The organism is Lysinibacillus sp. LZ02 (assembly GCF_050613145.1).
Classification (GTDB): Bacteria; Bacillota; Bacilli; order Bacillales_A; family Planococcaceae; genus Lysinibacillus_B.
The window spans coordinates 1,169,375-1,187,952 of the sequence record NZ_CP192507.1 but is presented as its reverse complement, the minus strand read 5'-3'; the positions used below and the strand labels follow the sequence as shown (position 1 = coordinate 1,187,952).

Genomic DNA, 18,578 nt, shown 5'->3' with positions numbered 1-18,578 from the left:
TTTTACACCTCCATATTGTACGTATCAGGATTTTTAGGATCAAAGCACTCATTTACCCACATAACCGTCACAAGATCTGTATCTCCTATATTTACAATAGCGTGTGTATAGCCAGTCGGAATGTCGACAACCTGTAGCTTTTCTCCACTTACGTGATATTCAATAATTTCATCGCAATCTAATTTTCTAAAACGAACCAGTCCTTCACCACTTACTACTAAAAATTTCTCATTTTTTGTATGATGCCAGTGATTCCCTTTTGTAATGCCTGGTTTTGATATATTGATAGACACTTGCCCTCTGTCAGGCGTGCGAATAAACTCTGTAAACGAGCCTCTGTCATCCAGGTGCATCTTTAAATCGTACGCAAATTGATCTTCCGGTAAAAAGCTTAAGTACGTGCTATACAGCTTTTTCGTTAAGGCGTCTTCCATATTGGCTATATTTAAATTGTCTCTATTGTCCTTGAAACTTTTTATTACATTCGCTAATGTACTGAGTTTTATCTGATAGGTTGTAGGTACTAGAAAGTAAGGGGGATGCATCGTTGGTGTTCCGTTTAGTGCATGTAAAAACTCTTCTAAAATGTCATCAATGTAGCAAAGCGTAAGCTCTGTATCGGGGTTGTGTATATGGATATTTAAATTTCTTGTAATGTTATGGCAATACGTGGCTACGACAGAATTGTAATTTGGTTTACTCCACTTACCAAACACATTCGGTAATCTATATATATATACTTTTGCACCGGTTTCTTTTTCGTGAAGCCATAGCACGTCTTCCATTGCCTTTTTACTTTTCCCATATGGATTATCACGTTCTGCCTGGATAGAAGAAGTAGTCAAAACAGGTGCTTGATTATGATACTTTTTTAGTAATGCTAGTAATCGAGTCGTAAATTCATAATTTCCTTCCATAAATTCATGCTCATAATGTGGTCGATTAACGCCTGCTAAATGGAAGACAAAGTCACATTCTTTTGTATACTCTTCAAGTAGTACAGGGTCACTATCTTTTGTAAATTCTAAAATTTCATGAAACCCTCTATTTTGTAGCTCTGCAATTAAGTTTTTCCCGATGAATCCTTTTGCACCTGTTACAAGAATTTTCATCTATTCACTCCATCCTTTAATTCATCACATGAAAATGTGGATTCCATTTTTTTAATTCCGATTGAATATAGTCTAATTGAAGCAAAGTTTCTTTAATTTCTTCGATCGTTAATAGCTTTGTATTATTCGAATTGTATTCTTCTACAGTTGTAAGCTTGGGATTGCCTTCTGCAAAATATTTATTATAATTGAGGTCTCGTTGGTCTGCTGATACTTTAAAAAATCCACCTAAATCTTCTGCTATTATAAATTCTTCCCTTGTAAGCAGTGTTTCATATTGTTTTTCACCGTGTCGTGTACCAATGATTTTGATTTCATTGTTCACATTAAAGAGTTCTTTCAATGCTTGAGCTAAATTTCCAATTGTACTAGCAGGTGATTTTTGCACCATAATATCACCTGCCTCGGCATGTTCGAAGGCAAATAATACAAGCTCAACAGCCTCCTCTAAACTCATGAGAAACCTGGTCATTTGTGGATTTGTTATCGTTAAAGGCTTACCACTTTTAATTTGTTCAATAAATAAAGGGATAACCGATCCCCTGGATGCCATCACATTGCCATATCTCGTTCCACATATGAGCGTTTTTTCTGGAGAAATCGTCTTCGATTTGGCGACAAAAACCTTCTCCATCATCGCTTTCGAAATCCCCATTGCATTAATCGGGTAAGCCGCTTTATCGGTTGACAAACAAATCACTTTTTTTACACGATATTCAATGGCTGCATTTAATACATTTTCTGTTCCTAATACATTCGTTTTGACCGCTTCAAGAGGAAAGAATTCACATGAAGGCACTTGCTTTAAAGCTGCAGCATGAAAAATATAATCAACATCATGCATCGCATTTTTTAAACTATCAATATATCGTACATCGCCAAGATAAAATTTTAACTTATCATTATTATATTTTTTCCGCATATCGTCCTGCTTTTTCTCATCTCGGGAAAAAATACGAATCTCTTTAATATTCGTATTTAAGAACCTTTCCATGACAGCATTTCCGAAAGAACCGGTGCCACCTGTAATCAATAACGTTTTATTTTTGAACATTCAATACCCTCTTTCTAATTACTTGAAATGCTTCATAATAATTTCATATGAATGTTTAGCAGTGTAGTTTTCTTCTAAATACGTTCTAGCATGTTTCCCCATCGTCACTCTTAATTGTGGATTCGCTAATTGTTGTACTTTTTCATTAAATTGTTCAACATCATTACTTGCACACCACAGACCAAATTCACCTTGTTCAATGACTTGTCTAATGTCTGTATGTACATCTGTTGCAGCTAATACCGGTATTGCCGCCTGCATATAAGAAAGCAGTCTGGATGGAAAATTTGGAATGGTAAATCGATGGTCGAGAAAAATTAAACCTACATCACAGGAATTAGCTAAACTCTCATATTCATCTTTTGGTATTTCCTTTATAAGCTTTGCATGACTAGGTTGCTTCGTATCAAAATAAGTTTTAACCTTATTAAACTCTGTGCCCGAACCAACTATGACAAAAAAGGCTTGTTCATTTGATTGGTTGGCTTCTATACATTGAATGATGAAATCGATTGCTTGCGGTTTCCCTAAATTACCACCGTATATAAATATTGTTTTGTCAGATGGGATATTGTATTTTTTTCGAAGATCGTTTGTTTTCATTTCCTCTTTTGGAATTAGGATAGGATCAATACTGTTCGGACAGATTTCGAGGGTTTTTACCGGGACTGTTGGATTGTTCGTTCTTATAAAATCGAGATTGGCCTGTGACATACAGCCGATATAATCAGAAATGTTATATAATCTTTTTTCTTTTCCTCTAAAGTATTTATAGATCAAGCTGTTTTTACGAAACATGTTTAAATCGACTGCGTTTTGAGGAAAAATATCTTTCAGCAATAAATAAGCTGTTGCATTGTCTCTTTTTTTAATAAATCGAATGACTTTTTCAAATGTGATTGGTGGCGTTGAATAAATGATTAAATCAAAGCTGACATGTTTTAAGTATTTCTTAATCGCTCTTAAAAATTGACCTTCTAGCATTAAAGTCGAAACCCCTTTTTCAAGGAGATTATTTTGCGTTATGTTTCCAATCTTCACCTTCAGAAAATGTACACCTTTTTCTGTTATATATTCAGTAGACTTTTTTAAACGTTTTTCTCTAGCATTAACAATATAAACTTGATGCCCGTTATCTCGAAATTGTCTCATTAAATCGTTGTATATACCTTGATCTTCTACACTATTTAAATCGCTTATTGATAAAAATAAAATATTCATGTACTACCCCTCACTATAGTACTTAAAAATTACATTCTATATAGTGGAAAAAACAAGGTTGATTCATCAAAACCCTCTTCCATCTTTCTAATTTCAATCAACTGCTTATATTTTTCTACATTAAATATCTTTTTCCCAATTGAAAAATTAGTATTAGATTTTTTATTAAATCCTTGTTTAAATTTATAAAGGGTATCCTCGTTACTTCCAACCCCTCCCCCCATATGAAAGCTGTTAAATCCGTTTTCACTTCCCCAGCATGCTACTTCATACATTAATAAGTTTGTAGGAGCGAGGTGTTGAAATTCTTGTACTGATGCTGACAAATGATGATGTATGTTATTCTCACCATAAATAACCAAAACCATCGCTACTTTCTGTTCCTCATACACTGCATAAAAAATCAATGAATTATAGGACATATCATGAAGAACACTTTTGTAAAAATCTTCATTGAAATAGTAATAGTCTTTTGCATTATTCTTTTCCATTGTCTTATCATACATCTGCTTAAATTGTTTAAATAATTCAGGATTTCTTCCCCAATATATTTTCACTCCAACTTCAACGTTCTTTTTCACCCATCTCTTTTTATTCGTACTTAAGTTATTCCAAATTTCATCGCTTGAGGTTAATGGTAATGTAATCGTTTTACCAAGATTAGTTACATTATAAAAATTCTTTGCATGTTCATTGTTATTAAGAACTGGATGAAATCGAACAAATTCACTGATGATCCCTTCTTTTTCACAAAAAGAGCTATATTCATAATCTAAAGCTTTTAAACTATTTTCCGCTATATTTCCTTCTACTAAAAAACCACCATATCCATATGGAGTTGTTAAATCATAAAAAGTATTCGGTAGTATTTTCCCTATAAATTTTTGATCATCTGCTACATCTCTTTTCATCACGACATTTATAGCTTTTATATTTCCATCCTCATAATAAAACAACGTTGGTTCACCGTCGCCATGTACTTTAAACGCTTTTGTATAGTTTGCCAAATAATACACATCATAATTTTTGAATCCTTTTACAATACTATCCCATTTTTCCCGTTCATCTAACTTGATAACGGATAACATATATTCACTCCCTCTATCTAAAGAATCTATAATTACTATTGTAAATTTTATAGAATTAATTTAATTGTCCCTGACGTATAATTTTTCTTTCCTATACTGATCAAAATCTATAGGTGAATCGACACCGGATTCTCCAATATCTGCTCTCTTTATTACTTTCAATAAAGTTTTCAAAACAATCTTTATATCCCTAAATAATGTAATTTTTTTTACATATTCAATATCATAGTGAAAACGTTGCTCCCAGGAGGCTGTATTACGCCCATTAATTTGTGCTAACCCTGATAAACCTGGTCTTACAGAATGTCTAATTCTTTCCTGAGTAGTATAATAGGGTAGATACTCTACTGCTAAAGGTCTTGGGCCAATAATTGACATATCACCTTTTAAAATATTTAAAAGTTCAGGAAGCTCATCTAAACTAGTAGATCTTAATAATCGACCAAATGGAGTAAGCCTTACACTATTAGGAAGTAATTCTCCATTTTCATCTCTTTTATCTGTCATTGTTCGAAATTTGTATAATGTAAATATCTTTTCATTTAATCCAGGTCTTTTCTGTTTAAATATTATAGGGCTTCCTAAATTAATTCGTACTAAGATAGCAATGAATAATAAAATAGGACTCAATATAATTATTGCCATTAAAGCTAATACAAAATCTATCGGTCTTTTCATAAACCTTCTATATATTTGCATCTACGTCCACCACAACTTTTTAACAGTATCTACCACCCTCCCTAAATCCTCATCCCTCATCTTTGTATCAGAAGGTAAACATATACCATTTGCAAATAGATTCTCTGATACATCTGTGCCTATAAAATCATAACTTCGAAAATAAGGTTGCATATGCATTGGCTTCCAGACAGGTCTTGATTCAATATTTTTTTGCTCCAAAGCTTCCATCACATCTAACGGTTTTATCTTTCCATTCAACGTCATTGCAGTTAACCAATAATTCGGTTCGTTCCATTCATTAATTGGCATAAACTCAATACCTTCTAAATAGCCAAGTTCTCTCTTATAAAATTCAAAAATATATTTCTTTTTCTTTACCCTTTCTTCTAAAACTTTTAGCTGCCCTCTGCCAATCCCCGCAACGATGTTACTCATTCGATAATTAAAGCCTAGTTCACTATGTTGATAGTGCTTTGCCGGATCTCTTGATTGAGTAGACCAAAATTTCACTTTAGCAATCCGTTCTTCATTATTGGAAACGAGCATTCCTCCACCAGAAGTCGTAATAATTTTATTTCCATTAAATGAGTAGACGCCGTAGTCTCCAATCGTACCCGTATGTTTTCCTTTGTAAAAAGTGCCCAGACTTTCAGCAGCATCTTCAATTACTGATACACCGTGCTTTTTACAAATGTTCATAATTGTATCCATTTCCGCAGCGAGCCCATACAGATGAACTACTACCACTGCCTTCACTTGAGGATACTTACGAAATGCTTCCTCTAATGCAACTGGATCCATATTCCACGTTTTCTCATCACTATCTATAAAAACTGGGACGGCATCTTGATAAATAATAGGGTTAGCTGTTGCTGCAAACGTAAGTGTCGGACAAAAAACAATATCTCCCTTTTCAACTCCAGCTGCTTTCAACGCCATATGAATAGCTGCTGTCCCAGAAGAAAGTGCGGCTGCAGATTTTATACCTACTTTCATGGCTAATTGCTTTTCAAACTGATTGATATTTTCTCCAAGTGGCGAAATCCAATTCGTCTTAAAAGCCTCCTGAATAAATTGCATCTCATACCCTTCATCACTCATATGGGGTGATGATAAATGAATTCTGTGTGGCTCTTCTCGATGTCTCTCATTCTTTTGGATGCTTATACATTGGGAGTTTCTCAATATTATTCTCCTCTTTATATGTTTTAGTAATGTGCAAATAGTTTTCAAGCTATTGTCTTTGGTACAAATTTCGTACTATTTATCCAATTCCCGTTAGCCACTTCAATCACCCTTTGCTTCGTTGCAAGCGCATCCAAGCATTCTAGTTCGGTCAAAAAATTCATAAGTAGGCTTTCATCTGGACAGTGCGCTCTTCCTACATGAATTTTCGGATAAATATATTCCTCTTGAATTTCTTCTGCATTTAGCAGTTCTTCATACATCTTCTCGCCTGGACGTATGCCTGAAAATTCAATGCCAATTTCATCTTCTGTAAAGCCAGATAATCGAATGAGATTTTTGGCTAAATCGACTATTTTTATTGGTTCACCCATATCGAGGACGAACACTTCTCCCCCTCGTGCAAGTGTTCCTGCTTGCAGTACTAGTCGGGATGCTTCTGGAATTGTCATAAAGTAGCGTGTCATGTCTGGATGTGTAACAGTTACGGGTCCACCCGCTGCTATTTGTGCTTGAAATCTGGGCACTACACTCCCACGCGATCCGAGTACATTGCCAAAACGGACAGCAGCAAAATTCGTATCACTATGCCTTGCTAAATTTTGAATAATCATTTCCGCAATTCGTTTTGTTGCACCCATTATATTAGGAGGATTTACTGCCTTATCGGTCGAAATCATCACAAAGTGGGCTACACCACATGTATGTGCTGCTTCTGCCATATTTTTTGTGCCAAAGATGTTGTTTTTTACTGCCTCAGGTGAATTACATTCCATAAGCGGTACATGTTTATGTGCAGCAGCATGATAAATCACATCTGGTTGAAACTGCTGTACTACTTCAAAAATTCGTACTCGATCTTGTATATCTGCAATAATTGGTACAAATTCCACGCCTGTATGTTCTTTCTTTTCCACTAACTCTGTATAAATTGTATAAATAGAATTTTCTCCATGACCTAGTAAAATCACGCGGCTCGGCTTAAATTGAGCTACTTGCCTGCAAATTTCCGAACCGATAGATCCACCCGCACCTGTCACAAGAATGACCTTATTTGCTAATTGATTTAAGATAGCTACCATATCAAGTTTCACTTCTTCTCGGCCAAGTAAATCCTCAATTTTAACCTCCTGCATATCATTCACTGACACTTTACCGGTCATAACATCCTCAATTTTCGGCATAATTTTAATCGGGATTTGGGTGCTTAAACAGTGCTCATAAATGTCGCGAATGCCGAATTTCCCAAGAGATGGGATCGCTAAAAAAATTTCATCAATTCTTTTATCTTCAACAATACGTAAAAGATCTTTTGTCCTGCCGCATACTTTAATATCCATCAATTTCAACTTTTGTTTATTTGGATCATCATCTACAATAGCAACAACTTTGTATTCCGTCGATGGATCTCGTTTCATACTACGCACGAGCATTGTGCCTGCTTCTCCAGCGCCAATGACTAACACTCTTTTTAAATTATCTTGTGTTTTAATTAACGTTTGATCGTGCAAAATGCGTAATAGAAACCTAGAGCCACCAATTAACACAATATGCAATAGCCACGTAATCGTCATGATGCGAAAATAAATATCACCTTTGACTAATAGTTGAATTCCACTTGCGACAATAATGGAAATAGTAATCGCATAGCCTATCGCTAATAATTCTCTCACAGAGGCTACACTCCAAATACGATTGTACAACTGGAAGAAATACGCCATAATGTGATGACTAATTAGCAGCGCCAATGAACTTACGATAATTAATGAATCCAAATAAGCATTGTATGAAGCATTTAATAACCAATAGCTAATAAAAATCGTAGATAACACAATGAGTGAATCTAACATAAAAAAAACAGAGTATCTTAACGTATAATTCACTATCTACCCCTCTTTTATATACACTTAACTATTCATTTTTCAATCTGCTTCGTTCTATATATTGAACTAAATTTTCACAAAAGCATTTGTGCTAGTCGCATGTGCCTCCTCAAAATGATTCATTCCTTTCCCTTTTTGTTGGTCTCATTTTTCACGCTCCTGCAGCGTTACAAGTACAAAATCCTCCAGATTATGCAAACAATAAATCCAACTTGTATAGCCATTAACTTCGCTTAATTTTTAAGCTTGGCAGTTTTACTAAAACTCCTTCCATATAAATCACTCAGAAAATGGTTAAAAGTTTATACTGTATAAAAACAGTGCATTTAGATTACTACTCATTTGCGAATTAAAACAAAAAATTATTTATACACCACAAAAAAACACTTGTTTTTATATACTCTCCTCCACTTTATTAACGTTAAACACAAAATATTACAAAACAAATAATTAATTAGTAGTTATTTTTTACTATGTATAGTTCGTCGCTAAAATCCCGTGGTGTAAATCTAGAAAGTATACATTCTACTTCTAGCGAACTTATGCAGCTTGTAAATAAATGGTCGAGTAACAAGAAAAAACTCTTGCCTGTATGAACTGGTGGAGATTGTAGTACTCAAAAGATGATAAATAAAAAAAGGGTGAGGTGTTATGAAATAGCTTGTATTTCAAAAAAATAGGGTGAAATGGATTCAGTTATACTGGTTAAAATCGAGGCAAAAAATGATGTAGGCTATCCACAAACAGGGAGATGAGATGAAGCAGGCTTTCAACACATGCTTCATCTTGTGGAGAAAAGCAAAGGGAATTTATTCGTTTATATAAACGAATTTACAAAATAAAGGATAAGCGCTCTCTTACCAGAAGGTGCCTTATCCTTTTCATATTTCCTCAAAAACACATGGAATATAAAGTTTTGAATCACTAGCGAATTTTCGTACGTTTTGTCCTTAAAGCTCCAAGTGCTCCTGCAATAACCTTTGAATTGTTTCCAGTTCAGCTTCATTTGGCATGTAATAATAGATACCATTCATCATCGTCCCTGAACCATTCGTTAAATAAAGTTGGTCCATATTTTTTAAACTGCTGGCATAATTTTTACGAATATCTAAAAGCTCTTCGAACATTATATTAATTTGTACATTTTTTTCTAATGTTTTGAATATCGCTTGGTAGTTCCATGCCGTATTCAATGAAATGACTTCCTTTAGAACACCTTGTATAACTTGTTTTTGACGATTTTGGCGACCAAAATCACCTTCTGGATCTTCGTAGCGCATACGCACATATTTCAACGCTTTTTCTCCATCTAATTCAAGTTCACCGATTGGAAAATGTTCATCCTCATAATAAAAATCTAATGTGTTATCAACAGAAATACCACCGACAATATTTATAATATCGGTAAAGCTTTCCATGTTCACTTGTGCCACATAGTCTATTGGGATATCAAGGAAGTTTTCCACTGTTTTCATCGACATTTCTATACCGCCAAAAGCATATGCATGATTAATTTTATCTTTTATATCCATTCCAATAATAGCTGTATACGTATCACGTGGAATGCTTAACATTTTAGTTGTCTTAAAAGTCGGATTAACTGTTAGCACGATGATTGTATCCGAGCGGCCACTATCCCCCTCTCGTTCATCCACACCTAAAATAAGCGCGGAAAAAGGGTCTTTTGAGGTAACATCCACCGCCTCAGCCCTTTTTTCAGATACTTCATCTTGAATCGGCGCATACACTTCTTCTGCTGTACTTTTGAAATCTTGATATACTTTAAAGAGGAATATGAAACTAATTATGCACAATCCCGCCACTATAATCGCTACCCATTTCAATACTCTTTTCATCGCTGTCCTCCACAGTGTTTATACAAATTCTTTCTGTTACAGACTAAATATTTTCCACCATTTTAATTCAGTTATTTCCTCCGGTTCTTGGATAAGAAGAGGCTTATTTTTAATAACTCGTGCATTATTTTCAAGTAAAATATCAACGGCATCTAATGCTTTTCTTTTTTCTAAATAACGAAGACCTGCGTCAAATAAAAAAGGACGAAATGTTAAATTATGAGCGTCTGAACCATACGTATGCACTAAATTGGTCTTCACTAGATTAAGCGAGATCTTTTGTATCGTACGCCCAAAATGTCCTGCTAAACTACCAGCTGTTATTTGTGCTACAGCGCCTTCACGAATAAGTCGTTCTAAATAAATGGGCCTTTCAGCAATTGCTTTATTTCGTTCTGGGTGTGCGATTATAGGGATGATGCCCTCTACTAATAATTGACGAATAATGTTCGTCGTATAGTAAGGTACATGGTCTGATGGTAACTCTAATAGGAGATAGTTAGAATTGGCTAATGTGTGAATTTTCTTTTCCTTATGAAGTGAGAGTATTTTTGCAGATAATCGTACCTCATGCCCAGTATGAAGCGTTAATGGAATCCCATTATTTTTAAGCTCCTCTTGTAACGTATAAATTTGGTCATTCACTTTCTCATAACCTACATCATATTGAGGATGATGCCTATGTGGAGTAGCAATGATTTCGGTAATTCCTTCCTGCACAGCTTGCGCTAACATGTGCATGGTTTCTTCTATGGAGCTTGGGCCATCATCAACATCCCACAAAATATGTGCATGGATATCAATCACGCGTACCCCTCCTATATGTTCATTATTTTTTATAATGACTTCGAATCACCATATGTATTGGACGGATGTCTTAACAAATGTTTCGCACAGCAACTCATTTATGCGGGATAAATGAGTGTTGTATTAGAAACTAAATTTCCTAGAAATATAAAAAGTACGGTATTCATCTTATGTTTATATACCCTATATTATTAATAATCATACATATTCCGCGCAATCACCATCATGGCATGATCTCATTTATCCGTTCACTAAATAGAAAAAGGTAACCGCTTGTTTTTTCAAACAAGAAGTTACCTTTCAACATTTTACTTCGCGTATTCTACCGCTCGTGTTTCGCGGATGACTGTTACTTTAATATGGCCCGGATAATCGAGCTCTTCTTCAATACGTTTGCGAATGTCGCGTGCTAGGCGATGAGAGGCAAGATCGTCAATTTTGTCTGGTTGGACGATAATGCGAATTTCTCGACCTGCTTGAATCGCATACGATTTTTCAACACCGTCGTAGCTTTCAGAAATCTCTTCAAGCTTTTCTAAACGACGAATATAGTTTTCAAGTGTTTCGCTACGTGCTCCCGGACGCGCAGCTGATAACGCATCAGCGGCAGCAACTAATACAGCAATAACAGAAGTCGCTTCTGTGTCACCGTGGTGAGAAGCAATACTGTTAATAACAACTGGATGCTCCTTATATTTCGTTGCCAGCTCTACACCGATCTCAACGTGGCTACCTTCTACTTCATGGTCGATTGCTTTACCGATGTCATGCAGTAATCCTGCACGCTTCGCTAGCGTTACATCTTCCCCTAGTTCAGCAGCAAGTAGACCTGCTAAATGAGCTACCTCGATGGAATGCTTTAATACGTTTTGACCGTAACTTGTACGATACTTCATACGTCCTAAAATCTTCATTAAATCCGGGTGTAAATTGTGGATGCCTACTTCAAATGTTGTTTGCTCACCTGTTTCGCGAATTTGCTCGTCCACTTCACGGCGTGATTTTTCCACCATTTCTTCAATACGAGCTGGGTGAATACGACCATCTTGCACTAGTTTTTCAAGTGCTAGACGTGCTGTTTCACGGCGAATTGGGTCAAAACCAGATAATATAACAGCTTCCGGTGTATCATCAATAATTAAATCGATACCCGTAAGTGTTTCAAGCGTACGAATGTTACGACCTTCACGACCGATAATACGACCTTTCATTTCGTCATTCGGTAAATTCACAACCGATACAGTCGTTTCTGCTACATGATCTGCGGCAAAACGCTGTAACGCAAGTGATAAAATTTCGCGTGCTTTTTTGTCAGAGTCTTCTTTTGCACGTGTTTCCGCTTCTTTTGTCATAAGCGCAATATCAGTTGATAATTCATTTTCAACTTCTTTTAAAATAATATCTTTCGCTTCTTCACGTGTTAAAGCAGCAATACGTTCTAGTTCTGACTTTTGAGCCGCAACAAGCTCTTCCACTTTGCTTTCCATCTGTTCAATATGCTGTTGTCTTTCGGCTAAAGCTTCCTCTTTACGCTCCAAGCCTGTTTCTCTTTTGTTCAGAGCATCATCCTTGCGATCAAGATTTTCTTCTCTTTGCAATAAACGGTTCTCTTGTTTCTGAAGTTCTGAGCGACGTTCACGAATGTCATTCTCAGCTTCAGTACGAAATTTGTGAGTTTCATCTTTTGCTTCAAGCAGTGCTTCTTTTTTCAATGCATCAGCTTCACGTTTTGCCTCTTCAACAATCGCATTCGCCTGATGTTTTGCACCAGTTACTTTTGATTCATTCACTTGTTTCATGTAGAAATAGATAACAGCGGCACCGACGATGAATCCAAGCAAAGCAGGAATAATCATTTCCATCATTTAATCCCTCCTACTTGCTTATTATGTCTGATGTTCCAGTTAGCGAATATTAGAATAAACTAATATGTGCCTATTTCATTTCAAATGTAAGAAATTATACATGATTAATTGTATAGTTCAATACTAGGTCTGTCAAGGATTCCCGCCGTTTGTGCTTGGCGGTACCATATGTATTTTACTAGATATATCTATATGTATTTAATTATTTTAGCGTGCAAGTGTCTAATTGAAAAGATAGATTTAACTCATGACGAGGAAAAATAAAACCTAAAAAACACTAGGTAAATGTTAAAAAATATTAAAATTATGTTAGCCTCTGAGCTACGGCAAAAGTGAATAATTCTTAATATTTCAACAATGACTCCCACTTATTTAAACTGAAACCATTTTTCTTTAAGTTCAAACATATGGTACTCCCCCACTCGCTACGCCAATCAACAAGCATTTTATGCAGCCTCCTGTCTAAGCTACACTTTCGGTACGAACTAAAAACCCCACTCACTTTTGAGTGAGTGGGGACAGACTGTTTTAAGTTTTACCTGAAATTATTTTTCGCCTAAATCAAGTAGTAATTCGTCGTCCATTTCTTCATCTTCGTCGTGGCCACCAATTGTATATGAATTGCCTGCGCCAATACCGTAAGCTTCACGAATTTTATCTGCAATTTCATCGCGAATTGCATGATTTTCTTTTAAGAATTGCTTTGCATTTTCACGCCCTTGCCCTAGACGCTCGTCGCCATATGCATACCAAGAGCCACTCTTTTGAATAATATCTAACTCTGCTCCTAAGTCTACAATTTCGCCTTCTTTTGAAATCCCTTCACCATACATGATATCCACTTCAGCTGTACGGAATGGTGGCGCTACTTTATTTTTTACAATTTTAATTTTTGTTTTATTTCCGACCATTTCAGTTCCTTGCTTAATTGTTTCAGCACGGCGAACTTCTAAACGTACAGAAGAGTAGAACTTTAATGCACGTCCACCAGGTGTTGTTTCAGGATTACCAAACATGACACCGATTTTTTCACGTATTTGGTTAATAAAAATAGCTAATGTTTTTGATTTATTAATAGCGCCTGATAATTTACGAAGCGCTTGTGACATTAAACGCGCTTGTAAACCAACGTGTGAGTCACCCATCTCTCCTTCAATCTCTGCTTTTGGTACTAATGCTGCGACAGAGTCGATAACGAGAATATCAATCGCACCAGAACGTACTAATGCTTCTGCAATTTCTAAAGCTTGCTCGCCCGTATCTGGCTGAGATAAAAGTAACTCATCAATATTTACACCTAGTTTTTGTGCATAGACAGGATCTAATGCGTGCTCTGCATCGATAAACGCAGCCTGTCCACCGTTTGCTTGAACTTCAGCAATCGCATGTAGGGCTACTGTTGTTTTACCTGAAGATTCCGGTCCATAAATTTCGATAATACGACCACGTGGATAGCCACCTACACCAAGTGCTGCATCAAGCGCTAATGACCCACTTGAAGAAGTTTCAATTTGGCGGTCAGTCGTTTCTCCTAACTTCATAATTGAGCCTTTGCCGAATTGTTTTTCAATTTGTTTTAACGCCATATCTAAGGCAGCTTTACGATCACTCACAAATGTGTCCTCCTTTAATTACGAACTGCTTTCGTTATGTCTCTATTATACTTCTTATTGAGACAAACCACAAGAAAAAAGCGAACATATTTTCGTTTATTGTCCAAAATAAAAATTTGGGCCATTTTCTATGCCCAAATTTCTATTTTCTTATATTTTTCGGTAGCCTTTTTCCACAAGTTGACGCATTAAATAACTAAATGTAAATTTTACTGCACGGAGGCGATTCGTATTACGAGAACCTGATAGTTGTAAACGATATGTAATTGGCGGCTCTTGCCCAATGCTTAAACCAATCCAAATTGTACCGGGCGGCTCATTACCATGCGCTTCAGGACCAGCTGCACCTGTTAAACCGACACCAATATCCGTGCCGAATTTTTCACGTACTTTGAATGCCATTTCGGCTGCACATTCACTGCTCACTACACTATGGTGAGCTAATGTTTCTGCTGACACACCTAGCTGCTCCATTTTCACTTGCTCGTTATAAGTCACAAGCCCCCCCACTAGTGCCTGACCCACACCTGGAATTTCTGCTAATTCTGATTGAAATAGCCCTGCTGTTAAGCTTTCTGCTGCCGCAATAGTTAAGCCATTTTCGAGTAACATTTCTACTGCTTTAGATGCTAAAGAATCATCATCTACCCCGTAGCAATACTCCCCGACAATCGCTAAAATCTCGGCTTTTTTTGCCTCAATTAATGACCATGCTTCCGCTTCATTATCTGCTTTTGCCGTAATGCGTAATGTAACTTCTCCATCGGTTGCAAGTGGTGCAACAGTTGGATTGGACTGCGCCTCTAAAATATGTTGTACACGTACTTCTAGCTCGGCTTCACCAATGCCATAAAATCTAAGTACATGAGAAACAATCATCGCACCTTGTGTCATTTTTTTAGCTAGGCGTGGCTTTGCCTCAAATTGAAACATCGGATGCAATTCTTTCGGTGGTCCTGGCAGTAAAATATACATGTGCTTACCGCGCTCAAGTAACATCCCTGGTGCCATTCCGTGATGATTCGCTAGCACATCACAGCCCTCTAACACAAGTGCTTGCTTCCGATTATTTTCCGTCATCTGACGTCCGCGACTCGCAAAAAAATCTTCAATATAGCTTAGTGCTACTGAATCAAATTTAAGCTCAACACCTAAATGACGCGCAATCGTTTCTTTTGTTAAATCATCTTTCGTAGGTCCTAAACCCCCGGAGAAAATAATGCAATCTGCACGTTTTTCGGCAATACGAATGGCCTCTTCTAAACGCTGTGGGTTATCGCCAACAACTGTATGATAATATACATTGATCCCTAGTTCAGAAAGCTGACTCGAGATAAATTGTGCATTTGTGTTCGTAATTTGTCCTAGTAGTAACTCTGAACCTACTGCAATAATTTCTGCGTTCATAAATGACCTCCCTTATTTAGAGTCTAACAACACACGACGATTTAAATAGAAATAGTCCCAACCAGACCAGATCGTAAAGAATAGTGCCACATATAGTGCAATATCATCAAATGGAATGCCCATTAATGCGAAAATCGTATTGTGTAAAAACAGCGCTGAAATCGCCACGATTTGAGCCCATGTTTTAATTTTACCAAGTTGATTGGCAGCAACTACTTCTCCTTGACCAGCTAAAATAAGGCGTAGACCTGTTACGGCAAATTCTCGCGAAATGATGAGAATGACAATCCAAGCAGGTGCAAGCCCAAGCTCTACTAGTAAAATAAATGCTGCTGATACTAATAATTTGTCCGCAAGTGGGTCTAAAAATTTCCCCATATTCGTTACTAAATTGTATTTTCTTGCATAATAACCGTCCACCCAGTCCGTTATTGAAGCAAGTATAAAAATGATTGCACCGACGAAATGATTAACGGGCATTTCTGCACCAAACAGTTCCATCGTTCCCCACCCAAAGTCAAACAATATTACAATCATAAAAACGGGAATTAAGCAAATACGAGAGACTGTAATCTTATTTGGAATATTCATTTGTTAAACACCTTTCATTTGAAACAAAGTAGTCATCCTCAGATGACTACTCAGCTTGTTATTCTTGAACGAATTGAATGATAAAGTTTTGCGTTGTACGGTCTGACGGTGATGTTAATAGTTCATCATTTACATACACTTTTGCACTCGGCACACTACCTACACGAATACGAACATAGCCATCTGTTGTCGCATCGTATTCTACCGTTTCACTCGGATTGTATACTCTTCCTAAATTGTCGACACCTTGTGTATTACGGAACGCAATCCAGCTTGCATTATTCGTGATTTCAACTCGAATTTTTAACTCATTCGTACCGGATACTTCAAAGTTTACATCATCCCCATTGATCGCACCTGGTGAAATGACTTGTGCAACAGTCGGAGGCTCTTCTTCCTCTAATGGCTCTTCTTCTGCACCTTCTTCATCTACAGTACCTTCTGCCCCATCTGTATTCGGTTCATTTGTTTGTGGTTTTACATACTCTACTGGTGGTGATTCCTCATCCACGATACCGGGAGTTTCTTTTGATTTTGCCCAATATAAAATTGAAATAACAGCAATAATCACAATGATAAATAATGCTACAGTAATTTTTGGCATCATTTCCATCGCTTTATTCGAAGAACGATTGGCTAGTTTACGACGACTCGGACTTTGCGTATAAGACTGCACTACTTCTTCCGTTTGAGAACCCGGTACATCTTTTTTAAATTGATCTAATAATTCTTCTGGGTCTAGTCCGACTGCTTCAGCGTATTGTTTAATGAAGGCTCGAACATAAAAAGAACCCGGCATAATCGAATAGTTTCCCTCTTCAATACCAATTAAATAACGTTTTTGGATTTTCGTTATTTCTTGTAAATCTTCTAAGCTATATCCTTTAGCTAATCTCGCTTCCTTGAGGCGAGCTCCTAATTCTGTCAACAATAACACCTACTTTTTATTTAAAAATTAAAGCCCCCGAAATCATTTACTGAAGACATCATATTGTTTTTTTCAATGATTTCATACGTAATTTCTTCATCTGGATTATTACGTAATTCAATAATATAATCGAAATCCTCGATTTTATATTCCGAATGCTGCACGAAAATATCGGGATGTTCGATTACTTTAATCGTGTCCATGCCCATCATCTCACGTACTAATTGCTGATGTCGTTCATCATTGGATCGTCTTGTGACCGCCCCGTCTAGTATAAAAATATTATTACCATGAAACTCGTCACCAATAAGTGCATTTCGAACTGTTTGCTTAATCATGGTGGAAGAAAGAAAAATCCAACGCTTATTTGCACAAACACTTGCTGCCACAATAGACTCCGTTTTTCCAACACGTGGCATCCCTCGAATACCGATGAGCTTATTGCCTTCTTTTTTAAAGAGCTCCGCCATAAAATCAACTAAAATTCCTAATTCGCTCCGAACAAAGCGGAAGGTATTTTTCTCATCCGCATCTTTCGGAATATAATGACCATGACGAACGGCTAAACGATCACGTAATTTTGGTACGCGGAACTTTGTTACATGAATATTTTCCATTGTTGACACAATGGAAATAAACCGCTCAATCGACTCATCTTTTTCTGCTTTTACAAGCATTCCTCGACGCCCTTCATCTACACCATTAATCGTCACAATATTTACACGAAGCATACCTAGTAATGACGCAATATCACCTAAAAGCCCCGGACGATTTACCTGAATCTCATATTCAAAATACCATTCACCCATGAATGTATCTGTCCTCTCTAATTAGAAACGCCTCAAACTCTTATAAGTTCCATGATAGCTGATTTTATATGTATTGAAAAGTTGGAAACAACGGTTTTTATATCAATATTTTAAATTTGGGCAATATAAGAGTCTTTTTATCAAATTTTTAAGGAAAATCAAAAGGGAAACCTTCAAGGCTCCCTTTTGTCGTCCATTTTAAGACACTTTATTTTCAACTAATTTTACAATACAGCTTGCAAGTGCTTGCTTTTCGTCAGATGAAGCAACCGACCATAAATCTGCAAGAACACGCTCTTGTTCATTTTGAGGTTCAATATTTTTGGCTAAATACTCCCCAATTTGAACAGCTGCACGGTCAATCATTTTAGATGACATCCCGTCGCTTTTCGCATCTTCTACTTTTTCACCTAAGAAATGCGTCCACTGTTGCCAGTTTTCTAAAATACCCATGTTTTCGCCTCCTCTCGCCACTAGT

At 36.6% G+C, this 18,578-nt stretch carries 16 protein-coding genes; all 16 read right to left on the bottom strand.

Translation table 11 applies throughout. The features are described 5' to 3' along the window. Positions 1-2: 2 nt before the first annotated feature. The 16 genes from ACQQ2I_RS05425 to ACQQ2I_RS05350 all read right to left on the bottom strand — a co-directional run bounded on the left by ACQQ2I_RS05425 (position 3) and on the right by ACQQ2I_RS05350 (position 18,553). Complete coding sequence (locus tag ACQQ2I_RS05425) at positions 3-1,112, bottom strand: NAD-dependent epimerase/dehydratase family protein (RefSeq protein ID WP_431029547.1); 1,110 nt, start codon at positions 1,110-1,112, stop codon at positions 3-5. 16 nt (positions 1,113-1,128) lie between these two features. Continuing rightward, positions 1,129-2,166, bottom strand: coding sequence for a polysaccharide biosynthesis protein (locus ACQQ2I_RS05420; protein ID WP_431029546.1), 1,038 nt, complete (start codon positions 2,164-2,166; stop codon positions 1,129-1,131). Between the two features lie 18 nt (positions 2,167-2,184). Further along, a complete protein-coding gene (locus ACQQ2I_RS05415) occupies positions 2,185-3,387 on the bottom strand; it encodes a glycosyltransferase family 4 protein (protein ID WP_431029545.1) in 1,203 nt (400 codons plus the stop codon). A gap of 29 nt (positions 3,388-3,416) precedes the next feature. Beyond that, positions 3,417-4,475: a peptidoglycan bridge formation glycyltransferase FemA/FemB family protein gene (locus ACQQ2I_RS05410; protein ID WP_431029544.1), complete on the bottom strand. Its 1,059-nt coding sequence runs from the start codon at positions 4,473-4,475 to the stop codon at positions 3,417-3,419. Positions 4,476-4,535: 60 nt separating this feature from the next. Beyond that, complete coding sequence (locus tag ACQQ2I_RS05405; RefSeq protein WP_431029543.1) at positions 4,536-5,174, bottom strand: sugar transferase; 639 nt, start codon at positions 5,172-5,174, stop codon at positions 4,536-4,538. Next, entirely contained in the window at positions 5,175-6,236 is a 1,062-nt protein-coding gene (locus ACQQ2I_RS05400; protein WP_431029542.1) for a DegT/DnrJ/EryC1/StrS family aminotransferase, read from the bottom strand. 149 nt (positions 6,237-6,385) lie between these two features. Continuing rightward, on the bottom strand, positions 6,386-8,224 hold the full coding sequence (locus ACQQ2I_RS05395) for a polysaccharide biosynthesis protein (RefSeq protein ID WP_431029541.1): 1,839 nt from the start codon (positions 8,222-8,224) through the stop codon (positions 6,386-6,388). A gap of 950 nt (positions 8,225-9,174) precedes the next feature. After that, positions 9,175-10,080, bottom strand: coding sequence for an LCP family protein (locus tag ACQQ2I_RS05390; protein WP_431029540.1), 906 nt, complete (start codon positions 10,078-10,080; stop codon positions 9,175-9,177). Between the two features lie 36 nt (positions 10,081-10,116). Beyond that, entirely contained in the window at positions 10,117-10,887 is a 771-nt protein-coding gene (locus ACQQ2I_RS05385) for a tyrosine-protein phosphatase (protein ID WP_431029539.1), read from the bottom strand. Between the two features lie 308 nt (positions 10,888-11,195). After that, positions 11,196-12,749 (bottom strand): ribonuclease Y, encoded by a 1,554-nt coding sequence (gene rny / locus ACQQ2I_RS05380; protein ID WP_391367291.1) that lies wholly within the window; start codon positions 12,747-12,749, stop codon positions 11,196-11,198. A gap of 548 nt (positions 12,750-13,297) precedes the next feature. Beyond that, positions 13,298-14,365, bottom strand: a complete 1,068-nt coding sequence (gene recA / locus ACQQ2I_RS05375) for a recombinase RecA (protein ID WP_391366538.1) — start codon at positions 14,363-14,365, stop codon at positions 13,298-13,300. A gap of 150 nt (positions 14,366-14,515) precedes the next feature. Continuing rightward, positions 14,516-15,772, bottom strand: coding sequence for a competence/damage-inducible protein A (locus ACQQ2I_RS05370; RefSeq protein ID WP_431029538.1), 1,257 nt, complete (start codon positions 15,770-15,772; stop codon positions 14,516-14,518). Positions 15,773-15,784: 12 nt separating this feature from the next. Continuing rightward, complete coding sequence (gene pgsA, locus ACQQ2I_RS05365; protein WP_431029537.1) at positions 15,785-16,363, bottom strand: CDP-diacylglycerol--glycerol-3-phosphate 3-phosphatidyltransferase; 579 nt, start codon at positions 16,361-16,363, stop codon at positions 15,785-15,787. A gap of 58 nt (positions 16,364-16,421) precedes the next feature. Then, on the bottom strand, positions 16,422-17,300 hold the full coding sequence (locus tag ACQQ2I_RS05360; protein ID WP_431029536.1) for a helix-turn-helix domain-containing protein: 879 nt from the start codon (positions 17,298-17,300) through the stop codon (positions 16,422-16,424). A gap of 11 nt (positions 17,301-17,311) precedes the next feature. After that, positions 17,312-18,100 carry a DUF3388 domain-containing protein gene (locus ACQQ2I_RS05355; RefSeq protein WP_431029535.1) on the bottom strand — a complete coding sequence of 263 codons (789 nt, stop codon included), beginning with the start codon at positions 18,098-18,100 and terminating at the stop codon, positions 17,312-17,314. Positions 18,101-18,298: 198 nt separating this feature from the next. Then, positions 18,299-18,553: a DUF3243 domain-containing protein gene (locus ACQQ2I_RS05350; RefSeq protein WP_431029534.1), complete on the bottom strand. Its 255-nt coding sequence runs from the start codon at positions 18,551-18,553 to the stop codon at positions 18,299-18,301. Between the last annotated feature and the right edge of the window lie 25 nt (positions 18,554-18,578).